The following is a 16,472-nucleotide window of genomic DNA, read 5'->3' as shown; positions in this document are numbered from 1 at the left end:
CCCTCGACCGGCTCGAAGCACTCGTACGCAACCGGCTCAAGCGCCTTCAGTACCGGTCCGGCATCCTCGACGGCTTCATAGCGGGCACCGGCCTGACCCTCGACGAACCAGCGTCACCCTGACGAGCCGAAGTCAGTAACTGGATGTATACCTCGATCAAGAAGGGAGGAAAGACCCATGAGCAGGAAGCAGAAGGCAGTCGTCGTGCTCGGTGCGGCGCTGGTTGGCCGGGCCATGCTGGGCGAGGTCATCGGCCGACAGGCGAAGGTGCTGGGACTCGGCGTGTTCGAGCTGGCCATGCTCGGCGCGCTGGTCTCGCTGGTGGTGTAGGGGTGCCGGTAAGAATCATGTCACCAGCCGCAAATGGCGTGGAACGGTCGATGAGCCCCTGGAAGCGGCACGGGGCTGTTATGGGGCGTCCCGCTCGTGGCCGTCACCTCACCCTCAACGCGCGGCCCTGTCGGTCATCTTGTGCGCTGCTCAGTACACAAAGAGCTGGGCGACGCGCTGGACGAGGGGGAGGTGAGCGGCAAACGGTTGGCAACCAAAACTGAAGGCGACGAACCACCCCGCCCATAGCCACCAGCGTCTGACGTCTCGAAAGACAGCCCGCTGCGCCAGGTGGGCGCACTCCATCACAGCGATCAGAAGCCCAGAGAACACGGAGTAGGCATAATCGCGCTCTTTGGCACCGGCCTCCTCAAGCCCCAGCTCCGCCGTCGTCACCGCCCCGAACCACACCCCGAACGCCAGTACCACCAAGTACACGGCAACGCCCGCGAGGAGGCGAGCGAAACCGTTCTTGGGTGTAGGGCCCTCGCCTGAGCGGCGTGGCCGGGCGGGCAGTATCTGCGCTACGTCCCCGACGGAAGACCCAGGCGGCGGGGGACCAGCGTCGAGCTGGCGGCGTAGTGGGGCAGCTGCGAACCCTGCCTGCCCCCAGTCAGCCGACATCCTGGAAGCCGACACGCTGCTGACCTGTGTTGCGACCCCGGAAATGGTCTCCTCGGCGGGCGGGGCTGGTTCTTTTTGCAGGCGCAGCACCTGGCCGCGCAACACCTCAACCTCGGCATGCAGATAGCGGACTTGTTCCTGCTGCTCGGCCAGTTCTCGTTCGATCTGGCGGGTGTAGTTCCGGGCCTGACCCAACTGATGGTCCTGTGCCTCAACTGTTGCCTGCAGGACGCCCTGGCCAGCCTCCGCGGCCTGGGCACGCGCGAGGGCTGCGGCCAGTTCGCCGCTCAGCTCAATCAGCCGCTGGTCAAGCTGGGACAGCTGGGCCTCGATCGTCTTGCGTTGTCCCTCGCTGCTGGTCAGCTCTTCCTTGATGCGCGCCAGCTCCTCGCGCAGGTACAGGGTCCGAATCTCCGGCGAAGTACTCGTGCGCTGTGCGGCCCGGCGCAGGTCGTGAAGCCCAGCCAAATCCTGCGGGGGCAGCGGGGAGCCGCGCTCGCCCAGGAAGTCGGCGAATTTGTTCAGGAAGCCTTCAGGGGCGATCCGTCCGTCGTGGCTGGGGTTGAGGTAGCGCGAGACGGTGGCGGGCACCACGTTGGTCGACCTGGCGAGGCCCGCCTGTGTCGCCCCGCGCTCAAGGACCGGCTGCAGGGCGGCGCGCAGTGCCTGTGCATAGGCCGCAGCGGTGCGCTGGGCCTGAAGGGATGGATCCGGCTCGTTCATCTCTCCCTCGCCTGCCGCGCACGGTCTCCTCGCCACGAAAGAGGCAACAGACGGCAGTCACGCGATTGTTGCGCACTTGGCGGGCCTAATGGCATCGAATGCCGCGGACATTGACAATCAGCCGGGAATCGCTTAGAGAGCCCCGTTCCCGCTTCTGCAAGATCCCCCTCCTCAGCAGGCTGGGGTTACGAGTGCGAGTCGACCGCGCTCGTGTTGATCACACCCGTTCTGTACGACGTTGCCAACAGGGGTGGTCGGGCTCGGCTGCCGCTGTGCCCATCGGCATCGGCCACCCATTCCTGCTCGGAGGGGAATTTTGCAGCACAAGATCATGGGCGTAGCCCTAGTCCTGGTGGTGGCCACTGCGGTCGCCCTTGGGGTCATCATCACCGTCTTCGCCTTCGGCTCGACACCACTCGCAGCCGCCGGATCGGGCGGGGCCGCCTTCTTCGGCACCGCTGGCCTCGGCATGGGGGTGCTGGGCTACCTCGCGCCGCACACGTGAGTTCGTGGGGGGGGGCTTCCCGGTCTCGCAGTCGACGGCGTCGTCCACCACGGGGCCGATGCCGCCGCTGGCGGGGAGGAGCTGGAGACGGTACGCGACCCCCCGGATGTAGCCGGACGTGTCACCCGCCGTTTGCGGCTGGTGACGATCCTGCTGGCTTATTCCGTGCCGAGCGGGGCCCCCGAGCTGGCCATCAGGCAGCTCGGGGCAGAGCGCGCCGGCGAGGTAGACGGGCGGACCGGTTCGTCTGGCCGGTTCGAGCGGCTTCTTCATGCCGTCGGCCCCGCTGCAACCGCGAGCCTGCTGGCCATGTCTCCACCCTCATGACTGGCAACCGACGAGAGCGACAGGACCCCAACGATCGGGAGCTGCGCCTATCCAAGGTCGGCTGGGCTCTGGCGGTCACCTTCGCCGCTGCGGTCCTGGGCGCGGCGGGCGTCTTCTACAGCCTGGTCGTCCTGCTGGACGTGCGGGAGATCGACAGTAACGCCAAGCTGGATGCCAAGACGCTCTTCGATCTGGTGAAGCTCTCCTTCGGGGTGGTCGCCGGGGCCGGTGCGCTCGTCGCTCTGGTCGTTGCCTACCGTCGTCAGCGTGTCGACGAGGTCGGCGCACACCGGGAAGCCACCCGGCTCCACACCGAACGCTTCTCCCAGGCTGTCGACAAACTCGGCTCGGACTCCCCGGCCGTCCGGCTCGGCGGCGTCCACGCCCTGGCCGGTCTCGCCGACGACGCTCCCGATGAGAGTCTGCGGCAGACGTGCATCGACGTCCTGTGCGCCTACCTCCGCCTGCCCTTCCCTCCTGACCCCGGCCATCCTCCCGACGGCACCTCCACCGAAGAACAGCGCGAAGCCCACCATGACAAAAAGGACCGGTACCGCGCACTACGCGAGGTCCGGCACACCATCTTGCGCCTCATCGGAGACCACTACCGCATCCCCCAGGGCACCCACCGCTCCTGGCAAGGCTGCAACCTTGACCTCACCGGGGTCACCATCGACGGTGACATGCACTTCAACGGCGCGACGTTCTCCGGCGGCCGGGTGTCATTTGGCGGTGCGTCGTTCTCCGGCGGCTCGGTGAACTTCGGCGGTGCGACGTTCTCGGGCAGCGAGGTGGACTTCACCGGTGCGACGTTCTCCAGCGGCACTGTGGCCTTCGGCGGTGCGACGTTCTCCAGTGGCACTGTGGACTTCACCAGTGCGACGTTCCCCGACGGCACGGTGTACTTCGGGGATGCGTCGTTCTCCGGCGGCCGGGTGTCATTCGGCGGTGCGACGTTCTCCGGCGCCTTGGTGTACTTCGGCGGTGGGACGTTCTCCGGCGGCGAGGTGGACTTCATCTGTGCGACGTTCTCCGGCGGCGAGGTGGACTTCATCTGTGCGACGTTTTCCGGCGGTGCGGTGGCCTTCGGCGGTGTGTCGTTCTCCGACGGTGCGGTGGCCTTCGGCGGTGTGTCGTTCTCCGGCGGCACGGTGACCTTCGCCCATGCGACGTTCTCCGGCGGCCGGGTGTCATTCGCCAGTGCGTCGTTCTCCGGCGGCCGGGTGACATTCGGACGCGCAACGTATTCCGGCGGTGCGACGTTTTCCGGCGGTACGGTGGACTTCGGCGGTGCGTCGTTTTCCGGCGACACGGTGGCCTTCGCCGGTGCGTCGTTCTCCGGCAGCACGGTGGACTTCAGTAGCGCAACGGGTCGCGCTCCGCGCGGGCTCCTCGCTGCGGTCGGCAATCCTGTTCCTGCGACGGTCGCCCTTCGATCTGATTGGCTGCCCCCGACTCCATAGCGCTGGAGGGGCTGATCACTGACGCCTCGGCACGTCGATCCGATCACTACCGGTGGAGATGGACCGGACCAAGAGCCGCCTGATCTGGCTGCGCAACCCCAACGTCGTCCGTCTCCTCCACGGCCTGGCCACCGGCAGCATCCCGCTCACCCACGACGGGCTGCACCAAGAAACCCCCTGGCGAACCGTTACCACCTGCGTGACCTGCTGATGGACAGCGGCGTCCTCCCGCGGGTCGACCGGCAGCTCATGCTTTACCAGCGATGGCTGACCGAACGGCTCGCCACCATCGAGGAACCCGAACACCGTCAGCTTCTCCGGCACTTTGCCACCTGGCACCAGATGCGGCGCCTACGGGCAAAGACGGAGAAGGGACCGCTGGGACGCTCCCAGACCAACCACACCAAGCAGGAAGTCACCCAGGTCCGGTGCCTTCCTCTCATGGCTCGCCAGCCAAGGCCGCGCCATCGGGCAGTGCCAGCAGGCCGACATCGACGCCTGGCACACCGAGAGCCTGGCCACCCGCCGTCCGTCCCAGTCATTCCTGCGGTGGTGCATGAAGACCGGCCGAATGCCCCGCCTCACACTGCCGCCCGCGGTCATCACCCAGGACCCGGAACCGCTGCACCAGCACCGCCGGCTCGCGATCCTCCGACGGGTCCTCAATGACGACTCCTTGCCCATGCGGGCTAGGATCGCCGCCGCGCTCGTTCTCCTCTATGCGCAACCCGTCAGCCGCATCGTCCGCCTCACCATCGACGACGTCACCGACGACGAGACCACCGTCACCGTCCAGTTGGGAGACCCGCCATCCCCGCTGCCGGAGCCCGTCGCCGACCTGATGCGGGCCTACATTCAGTCCCGCCCGCACCTGCCCTACGCCAGCAGCAGAAGTTCACAGTGGCTCTTCCCCGGCCGCCAGCCCGGACAGCCGATGAACCCAGTCAGCCTCCAAGTCCATCTGCGTAAGATCGGCGTCCCGCCGCAGCGCGGCAGGAGCTCCGCGATCCGCCAGCTCGTTCTCCAAGCCCCGGCCCCCGTCATCGCGAAGGCGCTGGGCTACCACGACAAGACCGCCACCCGCCTGGTCACCGAAGCCGGAGGAACCTGGAGCCGATATGCACCCGGCGACCACACACGCTGACAGGAGCGACGTGGCTGCTCTGATGGGCCAAGCTCCCGCGACCAGCCCGATGTCAGTACCAGGTGGCAGGCTCTGCCTCCATGAACAAGCAGCAGTTCTGGCAGCTCATCGAGGCAGCCCGCAATCAGGCGTCCAATCCGAACGACGGCGAAGTAGTCGCTCGCGAGGCGACCTCGCTGCTGGCCTCCCGGCCGGTGAAGGAGATCGTCGCCGCTGAGCAGGCGCTGTGGGACCTGATGGTCGACTCCTACACCAATCCTCTGTGGGCCGCTGCTTACATCACCAACGGTGGGTGTTCTGACGACGGCTTCGACTACTTCCGAGGGTGGCTGATCGCTCAGGGCCGTGAAGTCTTCGAGCGCGCAGTCACTGACCCCGATGCCCTGGCAGAACTGACCATCGTTCAAGCCTCTGCGGCCGACGGCATCGACCTGGAGGGTGAGGACATGCTGGGCATCGCCTGGAACGCACACATCTCGGCGACCGGTGATCAGCTCCCCGCGAGCCCACCCACCATCCGCTACCCGGAGCTGGACCCCACCTGGAACTTCGATTTCGATGACCACGACGAAATGACTCGCCGACTGCCCCGCTTGGCAGCTCTCTATCTGGAGTAAGCGGCAGCTCGCAGTCACAAGACGAGGTCAAACAGCGGAGGGGAAGACTCCCGAGCATCACTGTCCGTCACTCCACCAAGGCATGAACACGTCTCCGCTGACGAATACGCGACACTTCAACATGCGGGCCTACCAGTCCCGAGGCCGGACTCAGCACGAGCGCTTCTGGGCGAAGAAGCCGAGCAGGCATCGCAGTGAAACCCGCTCGACCTGCTTAACCCCATGACGAGATCATGGCCCCATGCCGTCGACCGAATCAGCCGCCCGCGAGCTTCAGGACCGCGCCGTTCTCTGGAGCATGGGCGAGATCCGCGCAATCGACGTCGTCACCGCTGCCTGTGATGCACTCGTTGCCGGCCTCGACAGTCCTGCCCTACGGATCCTGGCCGCGTGCACGCGTGCGGAGGCGGACTACGACGTCCCCGACCTCCTTCCCCCGGCACTCGACGAACTGGGCCTCACCTTCCACCCAGCGGGCAGCGTTGCCGGACAGGAAGCCGCGGCGCGAGCACTTGCCGCCCGGATGCTGGCCGGCGAACTGACGCCACGCGAGCTGGCCTTCAGGATCCATCAGCGCTTCGGGCACGAGCTGCCTCTGGCCGAGCAACTCGCCAACCTGGACGACGACTACGACGTCCTCGAATACGGCGACAGAACACAGGCGCAGGTCGACGCTGATGTCACGACCGAAGCTCTTCGACTCACGCAGCACCCTCGTGTTCCAACCGAACCCACGGGTCTACCGACCTGAAGCAGACCGGTGCACCCGTGGGTTCAGGCTGAAGGGCCTTCGGTTTCCTTGAACCCACGGGGATCAAGGCCCTGTTCTCGTATAGCTACGGCGAACGGACATGTAGCGCTGAAGACGCAGTGCAGCTGCTCCCACACGCACACCGCGTATGCGTCCAGGTCCGCCGGCCCCCTGCGGCAGCTCGGGGTTGGCGTACACCGCCTTGCGCCACGCGGTCGGCACCAGCTTGTCCTTCACCTGTCGCCGCGGGCCAGGAACGGGCGCACCGTGTTGTACCGGTTCGCCAGAGCGGCCCGCATGGCGACCGCGGCGGAGTCCTTGTCCTCCGGCACGAGCGAGACCACAGCGCGGCCGCGCTCATCACCACCGAGTGCGGGGCGCGGCAGCATCCACCGCCTGTGGCATCACCCCGCCGAGTCAGCAGGCGGTTGGAAAGGCCCCCAGTCCGATGGGGTGCCTCTCACGTCCTCGAAGGTGACCGTCCCGCCGGTGAACCCCGCGTAGTGGAAGGAGACCGTGCCGCCGGTGAACCCCGCGCCGTGGAAGTCGACCTCGGCGCCGGTGAACTGCGCGCCGGTGAAGGAGACTGCGCCGCGGGTGAACTCCGCCTCGGAGAAGGAGACCGTGCCGCCGATGTACCCCGCGCTGTTGAAGTCGACCTCGGCGCCGGTGAACCTCGCGCGGTGAAAGGAGACCGGGCCGCGGGTGAACCCCGTGCGGTAGAAGGAGACCGTGCCGCCGGTGAACCACGCGTGGTAGAAGGAGACCTCGGCGCCGGTGAACCTCGCACGGTGGAACCAGACCTCGGCGCCGGTGAACCTCGCGCCGTGGAAGGAGACCGTGCCGCGGGTGAACCCCGCGCTGTGGAAGGAGACCCTGCCGTCCCCGAACTCCGTGCGATGGAAGGAGACCGTGCCGCCGGTGAACTTCGCGCCGCGAAAGGAGACCTCGGCGCCGGTGACCTTCGCGCGGTCGAAGGAGATCTCGCCGCTGGCGAACCTCGCGCCTTTGAAGTAGACGGTGCCGTCCCCGAACTCCGCCTCGTAGAAGGAGACGGTGCCGCCGGTGAACCCCGCGCCCTGGAAGGAGACCTCGGCGCCGGTGAACCACGCCCTGCGAAAGGAGACCGTGCCACGGGTGAACTCCGCGCCGTCGAAGGAGACCGTGCCGCGGGTGAACCCCGCGCTGTTGAAGGAGACCGTGCCTCGAAATTGGCTCCCTGACAGGTCCCCGCCGTCGAAGGTGGCGCGGGTGAAGTCGAAGTTGCATGCCGACCAGGAGGTCGGCGCTTGCGGCTGGAGGTGGTCGCGGATGACTCGAATGACCGTGTGGCGGACTTCGCGTTCGCCTTCCTTGTAGGTGTCGGTGACCTGCGGATCGGGCTCGTACGGCATGCGTAGGTAGGCGCACAGGACGTCGATGCACACCTGTCGCTGCTCGGTCCAGTCGTCGGCGAGACGGGCCATGGCGTAGACGCCAGCCAGGCGCACCGCAGCCTCATCGTGGCCGAGTTGATCAGCTGCGGTGGTGTAGCGCTCGGCGAGCTGGTTGTCGTCGGCTCGATGCGCGTCGCCCTCGGTAAGGCGCTGCTTGCGGTAGGCGTAGACCCCAGTGAGAACGGCAGCGACGAAGGCAAGAACCGCGAGGGTGGTGCGGATCACCTCGTGGACAGAGGCGGGCTTCTGCGAGGTGGCCTCCTTCGATGCGAGAAAGCGAAGGAGTTCGTAGATTCCGTATCCAGCGGCCAGGGCCATCAGGACGGCGAGCGGGCCCGCGATCCATACGGACCACAAGCGGGGCGCGTGTCGGCCCGGTGACATCGGCCCTTTTTTGCGTCCCCGTCGCGGCATAGCTGTCACGGCTTGATCATGCTCGTCCTCTGGCCCTGCCGGAGCCCTGTGGCCGCCATTCGGCGGAACGGGAAAGCTCGCCTGGATCACAGCAGTCACACACCGCTACATGTCCGTTCGCCGTAGCTATACGAGAACAGGGCCGCCAAGAGTGGCCGGTGCCGCCCTGCCACCCGCCAGCAGGCCATCGACGCCCTGCACCCACTGCCGCCCCGACACCGCCCTGGGCATCCTCGACTAGCCGCCCGGCGCCGCCGCAACTGACGCCGTCTCGGAGCCCCGCTCCCATGCGCGGAGGACTTGGTGGCGGCCGTCGGCCTCCTCGGTTACCTGGATGGTCACCGCCAGGTCGCTGCCGTAGATACCGACCCGTTGGCGGTAGTCCTGGAGCGGGGTGGTGGCCGTGCTCCACTCGCCGATAACGGCGGGGCCGCCCGCCCGGAATCGGAGGACGGCGCGATAGGTGGTCACGGCCCTGAGATGATGAAGATCAGCTCAACCGGGCTGGCCTGCCTCGGCGGGGTCGTGAACTCGGTAAAGAACCGCGATCTGGTCGCCGGTGTCGGTGGTGGGGCGGGTGCTGATCTGCCGCAACTCGGCGCCATCGATGGGTTCGCGGCTCGATGCAGGGTCGCGCGGGTCGGCGGCGAGCGTGACGAGGATGTCGTGGACGGCTTTGCGGCCGGCGGGGGAGAGGTGCGCGAACTCCTCGTACAGCCGGGGCGGTACGAGGACGTGCCAGTCGGTCACGCGATGCGGTCCTCACGGTCGAGGTGGGCCCACAGCTCAGCGACGGGCCGGGCGTCGGCGGTGCCGTCGAGGGAGGTGGCGATGGCGGCCGTGACCTCGGGGCGGGTCGCGAACGCGACGGTGCGGCGGTACTTCGCGACGACCTCGGCCTGAGGCGCGCCGAAGCGGGCCGCGTCGAACTCGGCGTTGAACGCCACCAGTGCGGTCGGGCTGATCACGGCGAGCGCGGCGCGCAGTTCGGCAGGTGTCTGCGGCCCTTCGTGGGCCTCCAGCCGGTGCGGGTCGGCGTACGGCCGGGGTCCCGGCTCGTGCGGTAGTGCGCTCATGGTCGGCCTCCTGGTGGTGATGCGTCTCCCACGGTACGCGCTCGACGGCACCGCCGTGGAGAGGTCGAGGGACGTCGGCGCTCTCCTCGGCGGCTCCGTCCCCGCAGGGTCGACCGGTGCCACGCGGCCGCGTGCAGGGGACGTGCCGCAGTCGAACCGGTGAGTCAAGGTGGCAAGGAACCAAGGGGGCAAAAACTCAACCGGAGCCGGCTCCCGCCGACGCTGTGGCTTCTGATCATCACCGGACAAAGGGGGTGCTGTGACGAGGGCTGGCCTGGGACAGTTGCCGGATGGCGAAACTCCCCACCGATCCGGACGTGATGGCGCGTACGGTCGTCGACATCGCGGCCGCGTCCTTTACGAACGCGCGCGCACTGCTCACCAGTGCTCAGGCTGTCCTCGACACACACCAGTGGCCCACGGCTTTCTCCATCGCCGCCCTGGCTCTTGAGGAGGTCGGCAAGGCGGCCATGTGCATGATGATGCTCTCCATGCCTCCCGCCGTGCGCGAACAGTTCCGTCCCCAGTTCGAGAAAGCGTTCATCGACCACCGGACGAAGGCGGAGTTCGCGCACCTCATCTTGGGGATGGTCTCCGAAGAGACGCCGGCCAGCCTCGATCAGCTGATGACGGACGCGATCGCGTCCGCCCGCAAGAGCAACGCCGTCAAGTTCCGGGGGCTGTACGTCGACTACACCGATACCGGCGTCCTGCTGACGCCTGCCTCGGTGGGCGAGAGAGAGGCCAGGTGGATGGTCGCGACCGTCACCACGGCGCTCGCTGAATCCGTTGACACTGAGGCGGCCGTGGCTGACCCTGACGTCCTTCTCGACTTCTTCCGCGAGTGGCAGGACGGCGTGGACCTCCAAGCCCTCGGGGCGTATGTCGAGAACGCTCCGGAGGAGTTCATCGGTCATATCCGGGCGTTCGTCCGCGACGACGTACCTCCGCCCGCCGACTTCCTCGGCCCGGCTCTGGCGGGGAAGCTCGCCGCAGCCGACAGCGCACCAGACTCCGGCCCTCTGCCCGATCCTGCATAGTTTCTCTCTCCTCGACGACGTAGGTCAGAGGTGCTCATGGTGTCTGTGGGACTGGTGTTATCCATCGGATAACACCATTGAGGACAGGGCTAAGTTGCCGACAGCCCTAGAGGTTCCCGACGCTTTGGAGTCCCGCATGTCGCCCACGCCTGACCGCTCTCACGTCATCGTCACGGCCTGTCTCGGGGCTGTTGTCGCAGGTCTGGGCGTCGCGGCGGCGCCGGAGCTGCTTCCGGTGCTGGCCCTCGCTATAACGGTGTTCGCCGTGTTGATCTCTCTGCTGGGAGAGTGATCTGCCCCCGGGGGTGGCCTGTGCGGACTACGAGAGGATCGTGGTGATCAGCCGCGAGACTCTCATCCGGCGCAATCCAGTGTTCCCCGCCGTGAGGTTGTCGAAGAGCGGCTGTGCTGGCACTCAGGATGTGCCTGCAGTCTCCGCCGCGGCCGCCGCTAGATCGCTGCCGGGGCCTGGCTGGTGGTCAGGGGAGTGGTGTGTAGAGCCATTCCTGAGTGGCCCGGTCGCTGGTGGGGGCCAGGCGTACGGTGCCGTCCTTCGCCGCCTCCCACGACAGGCTCTTGCCGTCCTCGTCCGTCTGGATGTGGTCGGTGGGCGCGTCGTTGGTGAGGGGCTGGGACACCCACAGCTGCCTGCGGTCGTCCTCCTCGCACGGGGCCAGGGCCTGGCGCCGGGCGCTACATCTCCGTCGTCCGCAGGTAGATGCGAGCGAAACGGGCCGCCGGCCCGATGAGCGGCGCCGCTCCCTCAACGTCTCCGAGTTCTTCGGCCCGGTCCTCGAACGAGGCTGCCGTCTCCAGCCAAGCGGCAAGCGCCATCGCTTCCTGCGGGTCCATCGCGGCCATGTGGGAGGCCGCCCCAAGGGCTTGCGCGTGCGTCGCCCGCTCCGGGTTGTCGGGGTAGGCGAACGAGGCGAGGATGCCGCTGCTCACCGTGCCGTCCGGGCCGACGTCCTGCGGCGTGAAGGCGGCCACGACCAGCCCGGCGGTCTCGTCCTGGTCGACCACCCACCGCTCGTCAGGGGACTGGACGGCCTTGGCCGCGCGGCGCCGCAGAAGCGCCGCCGCTTCCCGCAACATGCTCGCCATGCGGCCAGGGACCTCCCCTCGGGCGGTGCCCGGCGTCGGGTGGGCGCTCACCGGATCGCGTAGCCGTCACAAGGCCGGGGTCGCCGAACCCGCCCGTTCACGTTCCCGCCACGCGGCCGTGCGGCAGCGTCCGCTCAGACCCGGGCTCGGGGCTGCCCTTCATCAGCCGCCGCCGCTGCTCAGGCCTCCTGTTGCGTGGCGGTGCGGTAAGCGTTGGCTACCTCTTCCCAGGCGCTGTCATCGCCGGGGGCGGCACGCAGGGCCTTGGCGCGGGCCCGATCGCCGGCGAGGGACTGGTGGAAGTCCCTGGGGAGAGGGTCGCCCCCGCGCTCACTCTCGCGGAGCATCCTCTCCTGCAGGTCGGCACGGAGGTCCAACAGGTCGGCCTCCGCCTGCGGGTCGGGCACCAGCCGGTCCATTCGCATGCGGTGGGCGGCGTCGCCGACGAGCAGCACCATATCGATGGTGGAGTGCCCGGGCAGTCCGCCGCTGACCGGGTGTTCCTGGTCGGCCCAGCCGTCGTGCCGGCGCAACCGCCGGTCCAGATCGCGGGCGGTCTGCTCTGCGCTGCAGTTGGCCGGGACGGCACTGCCCGGGGCGTAGCGGGCGCCGTAGGGGATGCGCTTGTCGTCAGGGGTGCCGTCGGGGTGTCGCCGCTCGGGCCTGTCGAGCGGTGCGCGCCACGCCTTGACGGGGTCGGTGAACTTGGTGTGGGCGGACTGGCGGGTGATGCCCAGTGCCTCGCCGATCTCTTCCCAGCTGGTGCCGCGCTCGCGCTCGTAGATGACGGCCTGGCGCTGGGCGTGCCTGAACTTACAGGATAATTACGGTTATCCTGTGCGTATGCCGATGCCGGATCAGGACCCCGCCCCGACGGGCGAATCAGATGTGATTGCCATGCTGCGCGCAGCCGGAGAGGTCGACCCCCACCGGCTCGACTTCCCGCCCGTGCGCAACGGCGTCGACTACCTCGTCAGCGTGGTCGACCACCTCACGGCGGAGGGCGACCGCGACCCCCGCGACCTCAAGTACGCGGTGCTTCACCTGCAGGCCGCTGCCGAGGTGCTCCTCAAGGCGCGGCTCGTGCGCGAGCACTGGAGCCTGGTCTTCACCGACCCGGGTAAGGCCACCCGCCAGAAATTCGACACCTCAACATTGCAGAGCTGCGGCGTTCCAGCCGCCGCGGAGCGACTGCGCAACATCGCCGGGGTCGACGTCACCACAAGAGACGAGAAGGCGCTGGCCGAACTGGCCCAGGACCGCAACGCCCTGCAGCACTTCGGCCTGACCCGCGACGTGCCTGCGGTCGAAGCCCGCGCCGGCCGGGTGCTCGACTTCCTCGTCCGCTTCCTCGACGGCGTCCTGCTTCCCGGTCTCTCGCGGGAGGAGGTGGCGGCCATCTCGTCGGACGTGAACCGGATCCGCGAGGGGCTCAGCGCCATCCACACCTTCGTCACGGCGCGGATGCGGCGACTGAAGGGTGAGCTGGCCGACTACAAGGACCGCACCGTTGTGTGCCCCAACTGCGGACAACTCGCCATGGTCGCCGACGGCAGCAGGAACCGATGCCATTTCTGCAACACCGACGAGAGCAACATGGTCCTGATGGTCGGGTTCCTGGTCCAGAGCCTCAACGCCCCTGGCGTCCGAGTTCGCGCGTGCCCCCGGTGTCAGAAGGAGACCCTCGTCGACGGCGCGCGCCTCGCCAGCGAGCCCGGCCCGGTGTCCTTCTGCTTCGGCTGCGCGACCAGGATTCCCGACACCTCCCCGGGCGAGCCGCGGTGACCTCAACGCCGGTCCTCCCCGCGCCCCGGACAGCCCCGGCAACGCTGCACCGCGACCCGCGCGACCAGTGGCCCGAGCATGCGCGGAAGCTGTATGAGTACCTCGTCGGCCTGTATGGCGAGGACGACCCGCTGCCGACCCTGGCCGCGGGCTGGGTCGCCCACCAGCGCTCCGTGAACACGCAAAAGACGTACGCGCGCGGCTTCAAAGTCTTCGAGGAGTTCGCCCGGGACCACGGCGCGCACCCGGTGCACGTGAAGTGCATGCTGGCCGACGCCTTCTCCAAGTACCTGGAGTCGGCTCCCACCTGGCAGAGGGTCAAGGGCGGGGCGCGCGGCGAGATGGCCCGCACCGGTGAGCCGTACTCGGACGCCTCCCGTGCGAACGCACTGTCGGCGGCTTCCTCGTTCTTCACCTACCTGGACGTGGTCAGCGACGACGGGGTGAAGAACCCCTTCGACGCGGTGCAGCGCCCGGTCATCGACCCGGACTTCTCCCCGACCGAGGGATACACCGAACAGCAGTGGATCGAACTGCTGCTCACCGCCCGGGACCGGCACCGGGTCGCGGCGTACCGCAAGCGCGCGTACGCGCTGCTGCTCGTCCTCTACACATGCTGCCTGCGCATCGACTCCCTCCTGAACGCACGGGTGGAACATCTGGGTTACGACAAGGGCCACCACGTCCTGCAGGTGAAGGTAAAGGGCGGGTCCTGGCGGAAGAAGCCAATCCCGCCCGTGGCGTGGGACGCACTGCAGGACTACCTCGACGGCCGCACCGACGGCTGGCTGTTCTGCACGGCGACCGGCAACCAGCTCGACGAACCGGCGGTGTGGCGGCTGCTGCGGTCCCTGGCCCAGCGGGCCGGGCTGCGTGAGATCAACCACCCGCCACACGGGGTCAAGGTCGACGCCATCACGCACGCGCTGGCGAAGAAAGACGCCCGGATCGACAAGGTGCAACGCTGGGCCGACCACAAGGACAGCAGGACCACCCAGCGCTACAACCGGCGCAAGGCACTGCTGGACGACAGCCCCGGCTACGCCCTCGCCACCGACGTCGCCAGCGCCCTGGAGCACGGCGCGGCCTGATCGCTCGGTGCGTCCCGGATATGTGAGCGGTGGCGGCCACGCACAAGCGAGGTGAACGCTTGTCGCCCCAGGCATCTGGAGGAGGACAATCTCGGCCCGGACTGGATCCCGTGCCGCCTCACAGTGACAGCAACGGCCCGTCGGCGGCGGTCCGTTGCTTGATGGCGTAGGGAAAGTTGTACCGCGCTCGCCCCTGACCGTTGTGGGCTGGCCAGCGGCGGCATGCCGACCACGCCGGGCGGGTAACGGCTCAGGTGGCCGAGCAGAACGAGGCCGCCCCGGAGCCGATCCCCAACACCGGTGGCCTGTTGCCGAGTTATTGGGTGACGGCACCTACGTCGCGGAGCCGCTCGACCGCTACGTCTGACCGCCGCTCCCGCGCGCGGCTGGCAGCCAGCACACGGCAGGGCCCGGACGGGGCGATCCCGTCCGGGCCCTGCCCGGCACGCCGTCCTACAGCACCCTGATCAGGGCGTTCTCCTCCCAGCCGTCGCCGTCCTCGAAGTAGCCCTCCATGGCGGCGGAGTTGTCGGCCCATCCGCCCTGCTTGGCGATGACCTTGCGGTCGTTGCCGGCGCGTTTGGAGCTGGTGGCCAGTCCTCGGCGCGGGGAGTGCCCGGTGGGCCGGAAGTCCAGCTCGGCCCACTTGCCCAGCCGGGTGATGACGTCGCCGATGGTCTCGGGGTCGAGTCCGCCGTCCATGACGGTGTGCCACCGGTTGTGCAGCGGCTTGTACGCGAAGTCGTCCGGGTCGGTCAGGTCCGCCTCGTCCTTCCAGGCCCGCCACGCGCGCACCGGGCAGCTGCTCGGCCGAGACCCGAACGGCACCTTCACCTTCCTCGGCTTGACCTTCGACACCCGCACGTCGACCTCCATGCCGTGCTCGGTGACGACGAAGTCGCGCACGCGCAGGAAGGCGACCTCGTGCTCGCGCCCGGCGATGGCGAAGCAGGTCAGCCCGATGGACCGGTCGCGGATGCCCAGGCGGTTGTCCGGCGCGGCCACCACGGTGGCGCGAAGGTGCTCGGCGAGCAGCGCGGGCGCCGGTCCCCGGCCGCGGGTCTCCCTGGTCTTCTCCATCTCCTTCACCTTCGCCTTGAGCACCCGGCGGGCGCGGGCGGCCACCGTCTTGTCGAGGACCAGGTGGTGGTCGGTGCGGCCGGTGACGACCACGCCGGACAGGCGGCGGTCGATGGTCGAGGGCGCGGTGTAGGTGCCCTTCTTCCATCCGGGCTGGACCCACAGCCACTCGACGAACGCGGTCAGCGATCCGGGGGTGATGGCGGTGACGGGCAGGTCGAGCAGCGCACAGAACTCTTCCCACTGCCTCCAGTCCGCGGCGTAGGAGTCGCTGGTGTTCTTGGGCCGGAGGTTCTTCTCGTGCTGGGCGGACCGCTCCTCCAGCTCCTGCAGCCTGGCGAGCACGTCCGGGGTGAACGCCGCGGCGTTCGTCGCCGCGGTGGTGCCCGCCGGTCCGGCCGACGGCGGCAGCACCAGCGAGGGCGTCACCACGTGCCGAACATCCGTACTCGTCTCGGTCTGCTCCATGACATCCCGTCACGCACCTTTATTCGTAGCGCTGTTTGTGCCGTATGAGTCACGCATATGTGAGCGGTCAGGTGCCGGTGCTCGACGCAGTACCCCCGCACGTGTGCCAGGTCCGGGACGATTCGCGTGACGACGGTGAGCACCGTCGAATCTCCATCTCGTTATGGGTCTGTACGGGAGAATGCGCGCAGTTCTTGGACAGTGGGGGAGCCGGTGGCGCATCGGGTGATCGCGGGCAGGTACGAGCTGCAGCAGTTGTTGGGCCGGGGCGGGATGGGGGAGGTATGGGCGGCCCGCGACAGAGTGATGGAGCGTTCGGTGGCGATCAAACTGCTCCAGGCGCATCTCGGGACGACCGAGGGTGAAGAGCTGTGCTGCCGTCAGTTTGATCCAGCCGTAGGGCTTTCTCTGGCTCTGGTTGTTTTGTGGGGTGTGGGTTTCTGTATTTGTGATGGGTTGTCATGTGATCAAGGTCATGGGTGGGGTTGGGGGGT

The 16,472-nt window shown here is 68.1% G+C and carries 19 protein-coding genes and 2 pseudogenes; 11 read left to right on the top strand and 10 right to left on the bottom strand.

From position 1 onward, the window contains the following. Positions 1 to 122 (top strand): annotated as a pseudogene (locus ABT147_RS45840) (IS630 family transposase); the annotation flags it as partial. Between the two features lie 55 nt (positions 123 to 177). Continuing rightward, positions 178 to 330, top strand: coding sequence for a hypothetical protein (locus ABT147_RS45835; RefSeq protein WP_351418202.1), 153 nt, complete (start codon positions 178 to 180; stop codon positions 328 to 330). 150 nt (positions 331 to 480) lie between these two features. Here ABT147_RS45835 and ABT147_RS45830 read toward each other — a convergent pair whose 3' ends face one another. Continuing rightward, positions 481 to 1,677, bottom strand: coding sequence for a hypothetical protein (locus tag ABT147_RS45830; RefSeq protein WP_351418200.1), 1,197 nt, complete (start codon positions 1,675 to 1,677; stop codon positions 481 to 483). 331 nt (positions 1,678 to 2,008) lie between these two features. Between ABT147_RS45830 and ABT147_RS45825 the strand changes: the two genes are divergently transcribed. The 6 genes from ABT147_RS45825 to ABT147_RS45800 all read left to right on the top strand — a co-directional run bounded on the left by ABT147_RS45825 (position 2,009) and on the right by ABT147_RS45800 (position 6,484). After that, positions 2,009 to 2,182 (top strand): hypothetical protein, encoded by a 174-nt coding sequence (locus tag ABT147_RS45825; protein WP_351418199.1) that lies wholly within the window; start codon positions 2,009 to 2,011, stop codon positions 2,180 to 2,182. A gap of 467 nt (positions 2,183 to 2,649) precedes the next feature. Then, on the top strand, positions 2,650 to 3,972 hold the full coding sequence (locus ABT147_RS45820; protein ID WP_351418197.1) for a pentapeptide repeat-containing protein: 1,323 nt from the start codon (positions 2,650 to 2,652) through the stop codon (positions 3,970 to 3,972). A gap of 58 nt (positions 3,973 to 4,030) precedes the next feature. Beyond that, positions 4,031 to 4,183 (top strand): hypothetical protein, encoded by a 153-nt coding sequence (locus ABT147_RS45815; protein WP_351418195.1) that lies wholly within the window; start codon positions 4,031 to 4,033, stop codon positions 4,181 to 4,183. Positions 4,184 to 4,543: 360 nt separating this feature from the next. Further along, positions 4,544 to 5,116 carry a tyrosine-type recombinase/integrase gene (locus ABT147_RS45810; RefSeq protein ID WP_351418193.1) on the top strand — a complete coding sequence of 191 codons (573 nt, stop codon included), beginning with the start codon at positions 4,544 to 4,546 and terminating at the stop codon, positions 5,114 to 5,116. A gap of 80 nt (positions 5,117 to 5,196) precedes the next feature. Beyond that, on the top strand, positions 5,197 to 5,733 hold the full coding sequence (locus tag ABT147_RS45805; RefSeq protein ID WP_351418191.1) for a DUF4240 domain-containing protein: 537 nt from the start codon (positions 5,197 to 5,199) through the stop codon (positions 5,731 to 5,733). Between the two features lie 241 nt (positions 5,734 to 5,974). Then, positions 5,975 to 6,484: a hypothetical protein gene (locus ABT147_RS45800; protein WP_351418189.1), complete on the top strand. Its 510-nt coding sequence runs from the start codon at positions 5,975 to 5,977 to the stop codon at positions 6,482 to 6,484. Between the two features lie 119 nt (positions 6,485 to 6,603). On the opposite strand, the pseudogene ABT147_RS45795 reads toward ABT147_RS45800, so the two are convergent. The 5 genes and pseudogenes from ABT147_RS45795 to ABT147_RS45775 form a co-directional block, all read right to left on the bottom strand. Next, positions 6,604 to 6,863, bottom strand: a pseudogene (locus ABT147_RS45795) (hypothetical protein); the annotation flags it as partial. 25 nt (positions 6,864 to 6,888) lie between these two features. Then, positions 6,889 to 8,277 carry a pentapeptide repeat-containing protein gene (locus ABT147_RS45790; protein ID WP_351418187.1) on the bottom strand — a complete coding sequence of 463 codons (1,389 nt, stop codon included), beginning with the start codon at positions 8,275 to 8,277 and terminating at the stop codon, positions 6,889 to 6,891. A gap of 294 nt (positions 8,278 to 8,571) precedes the next feature. Next, positions 8,572 to 8,805, bottom strand: coding sequence for a hypothetical protein (locus ABT147_RS45785; RefSeq protein ID WP_351418185.1), 234 nt, complete (start codon positions 8,803 to 8,805; stop codon positions 8,572 to 8,574). 24 nt (positions 8,806 to 8,829) lie between these two features. Further along, positions 8,830 to 9,084: a hypothetical protein gene (locus ABT147_RS45780; protein ID WP_351418184.1), complete on the bottom strand. Its 255-nt coding sequence runs from the start codon at positions 9,082 to 9,084 to the stop codon at positions 8,830 to 8,832. Next, positions 9,081 to 9,410 carry a hypothetical protein gene (locus ABT147_RS45775; protein WP_351418182.1) on the bottom strand — a complete coding sequence of 110 codons (330 nt, stop codon included), beginning with the start codon at positions 9,408 to 9,410 and terminating at the stop codon, positions 9,081 to 9,083. The genes ABT147_RS45780 and ABT147_RS45775 overlap by 4 nt, the downstream gene beginning before the upstream one ends. 290 nt (positions 9,411 to 9,700) lie before the next feature. Here ABT147_RS45775 and ABT147_RS45770 point away from each other — a divergent pair, with 290 nt between their 5' ends. Then, the gene (locus ABT147_RS45770; RefSeq protein WP_351418180.1) at positions 9,701 to 10,450 is read left to right on the top strand and encodes an AbiV family abortive infection protein; all 750 of its coding nucleotides are present in this window, start codon (positions 9,701 to 9,703) and stop codon (positions 10,448 to 10,450) included. Positions 10,451 to 10,929: 479 nt separating this feature from the next. Here the strand turns inward: ABT147_RS45770 and ABT147_RS45765 are convergent, their stop codons facing one another. The 3 genes from ABT147_RS45765 to ABT147_RS45755 all read right to left on the bottom strand — a co-directional run bounded on the left by ABT147_RS45765 (position 10,930) and on the right by ABT147_RS45755 (position 12,087). Next, complete coding sequence (locus ABT147_RS45765) at positions 10,930 to 11,088, bottom strand: hypothetical protein (protein WP_351418178.1); 159 nt, start codon at positions 11,086 to 11,088, stop codon at positions 10,930 to 10,932. Between the two features lie 55 nt (positions 11,089 to 11,143). After that, positions 11,144 to 11,554: a hypothetical protein gene (locus ABT147_RS45760; RefSeq protein ID WP_351418176.1), complete on the bottom strand. Its 411-nt coding sequence runs from the start codon at positions 11,552 to 11,554 to the stop codon at positions 11,144 to 11,146. Between the two features lie 179 nt (positions 11,555 to 11,733). Continuing rightward, positions 11,734 to 12,087 carry a hypothetical protein gene (locus tag ABT147_RS45755; RefSeq protein WP_351418174.1) on the bottom strand — a complete coding sequence of 118 codons (354 nt, stop codon included), beginning with the start codon at positions 12,085 to 12,087 and terminating at the stop codon, positions 11,734 to 11,736. A gap of 310 nt (positions 12,088 to 12,397) precedes the next feature. On the opposite strand from ABT147_RS45755, the gene ABT147_RS45750 reads away from it, so the two are divergent. Both ABT147_RS45750 and ABT147_RS45745 read left to right on the top strand, forming a co-directional pair. Beyond that, positions 12,398 to 13,339, top strand: a complete 942-nt coding sequence (locus tag ABT147_RS45750) for a hypothetical protein (protein ID WP_351418172.1) — start codon at positions 12,398 to 12,400, stop codon at positions 13,337 to 13,339. After that, the gene (locus ABT147_RS45745; RefSeq protein WP_351418169.1) at positions 13,336 to 14,430 is read left to right on the top strand and encodes a tyrosine-type recombinase/integrase; all 1,095 of its coding nucleotides are present in this window, start codon (positions 13,336 to 13,338) and stop codon (positions 14,428 to 14,430) included. The genes ABT147_RS45750 and ABT147_RS45745 overlap by 4 nt, the downstream gene beginning before the upstream one ends. 453 nt (positions 14,431 to 14,883) lie before the next feature. Here the strand turns inward: ABT147_RS45745 and ABT147_RS45740 are convergent, their stop codons facing one another. Beyond that, on the bottom strand, positions 14,884 to 15,978 hold the full coding sequence (locus ABT147_RS45740; RefSeq protein WP_351418167.1) for a site-specific integrase: 1,095 nt from the start codon (positions 15,976 to 15,978) through the stop codon (positions 14,884 to 14,886). Positions 15,979 to 16,472 lie beyond the last annotated feature (494 nt).

The organism is Streptomyces sp. NPDC001868 (genome assembly GCF_040297125.1).
Lineage (GTDB): Bacteria > Actinomycetota > Actinomycetes > Streptomycetales > Streptomycetaceae > Streptomyces.
Note: the sequence above shows the minus strand (reverse complement) of the source record. Positions and strands in the feature narration are given on the sequence as shown.

Coding starts and splice junctions, on each gene's coding strand:
- ABT147_RS45835 (WP_351418202.1), top strand. CDS start 178: ATGAGCAGGAAGCAGAAGGCAGTCGTCGTGCTCGGTGCGGCGCTGGTT.
- ABT147_RS45830 (WP_351418200.1), bottom strand. CDS start 1,677: ATGAACGAGCCGGATCCATCCCTTCAGGCCCAGCGCACCGCTGCGGCC.
- ABT147_RS45825 (WP_351418199.1), top strand. CDS start 2,009: ATGGGCGTAGCCCTAGTCCTGGTGGTGGCCACTGCGGTCGCCCTTGGG.
- ABT147_RS45815 (WP_351418195.1), top strand. CDS start 4,031: ATGGACCGGACCAAGAGCCGCCTGATCTGGCTGCGCAACCCCAACGTC.
- ABT147_RS45810 (WP_351418193.1), top strand. CDS start 4,544: ATGCCCCGCCTCACACTGCCGCCCGCGGTCATCACCCAGGACCCGGAA.
- ABT147_RS45805 (WP_351418191.1), top strand. CDS start 5,197: ATGAACAAGCAGCAGTTCTGGCAGCTCATCGAGGCAGCCCGCAATCAG.
- ABT147_RS45800 (WP_351418189.1), top strand. CDS start 5,975: ATGCCGTCGACCGAATCAGCCGCCCGCGAGCTTCAGGACCGCGCCGTT.
- ABT147_RS45775 (WP_351418182.1), bottom strand. CDS start 9,410: ATGAGCGCACTACCGCACGAGCCGGGACCCCGGCCGTACGCCGACCCG.
- ABT147_RS45770 (WP_351418180.1), top strand. CDS start 9,701: ATGGCGAAACTCCCCACCGATCCGGACGTGATGGCGCGTACGGTCGTC.
- ABT147_RS45760 (WP_351418176.1), bottom strand. CDS start 11,554: ATGGCGAGCATGTTGCGGGAAGCGGCGGCGCTTCTGCGGCGCCGCGCG.
- ABT147_RS45750 (WP_351418172.1), top strand. CDS start 12,398: ATGCCGATGCCGGATCAGGACCCCGCCCCGACGGGCGAATCAGATGTG.
- ABT147_RS45740 (WP_351418167.1), bottom strand. CDS start 15,978: ATGGAGCAGACCGAGACGAGTACGGATGTTCGGCACGTGGTGACGCCC.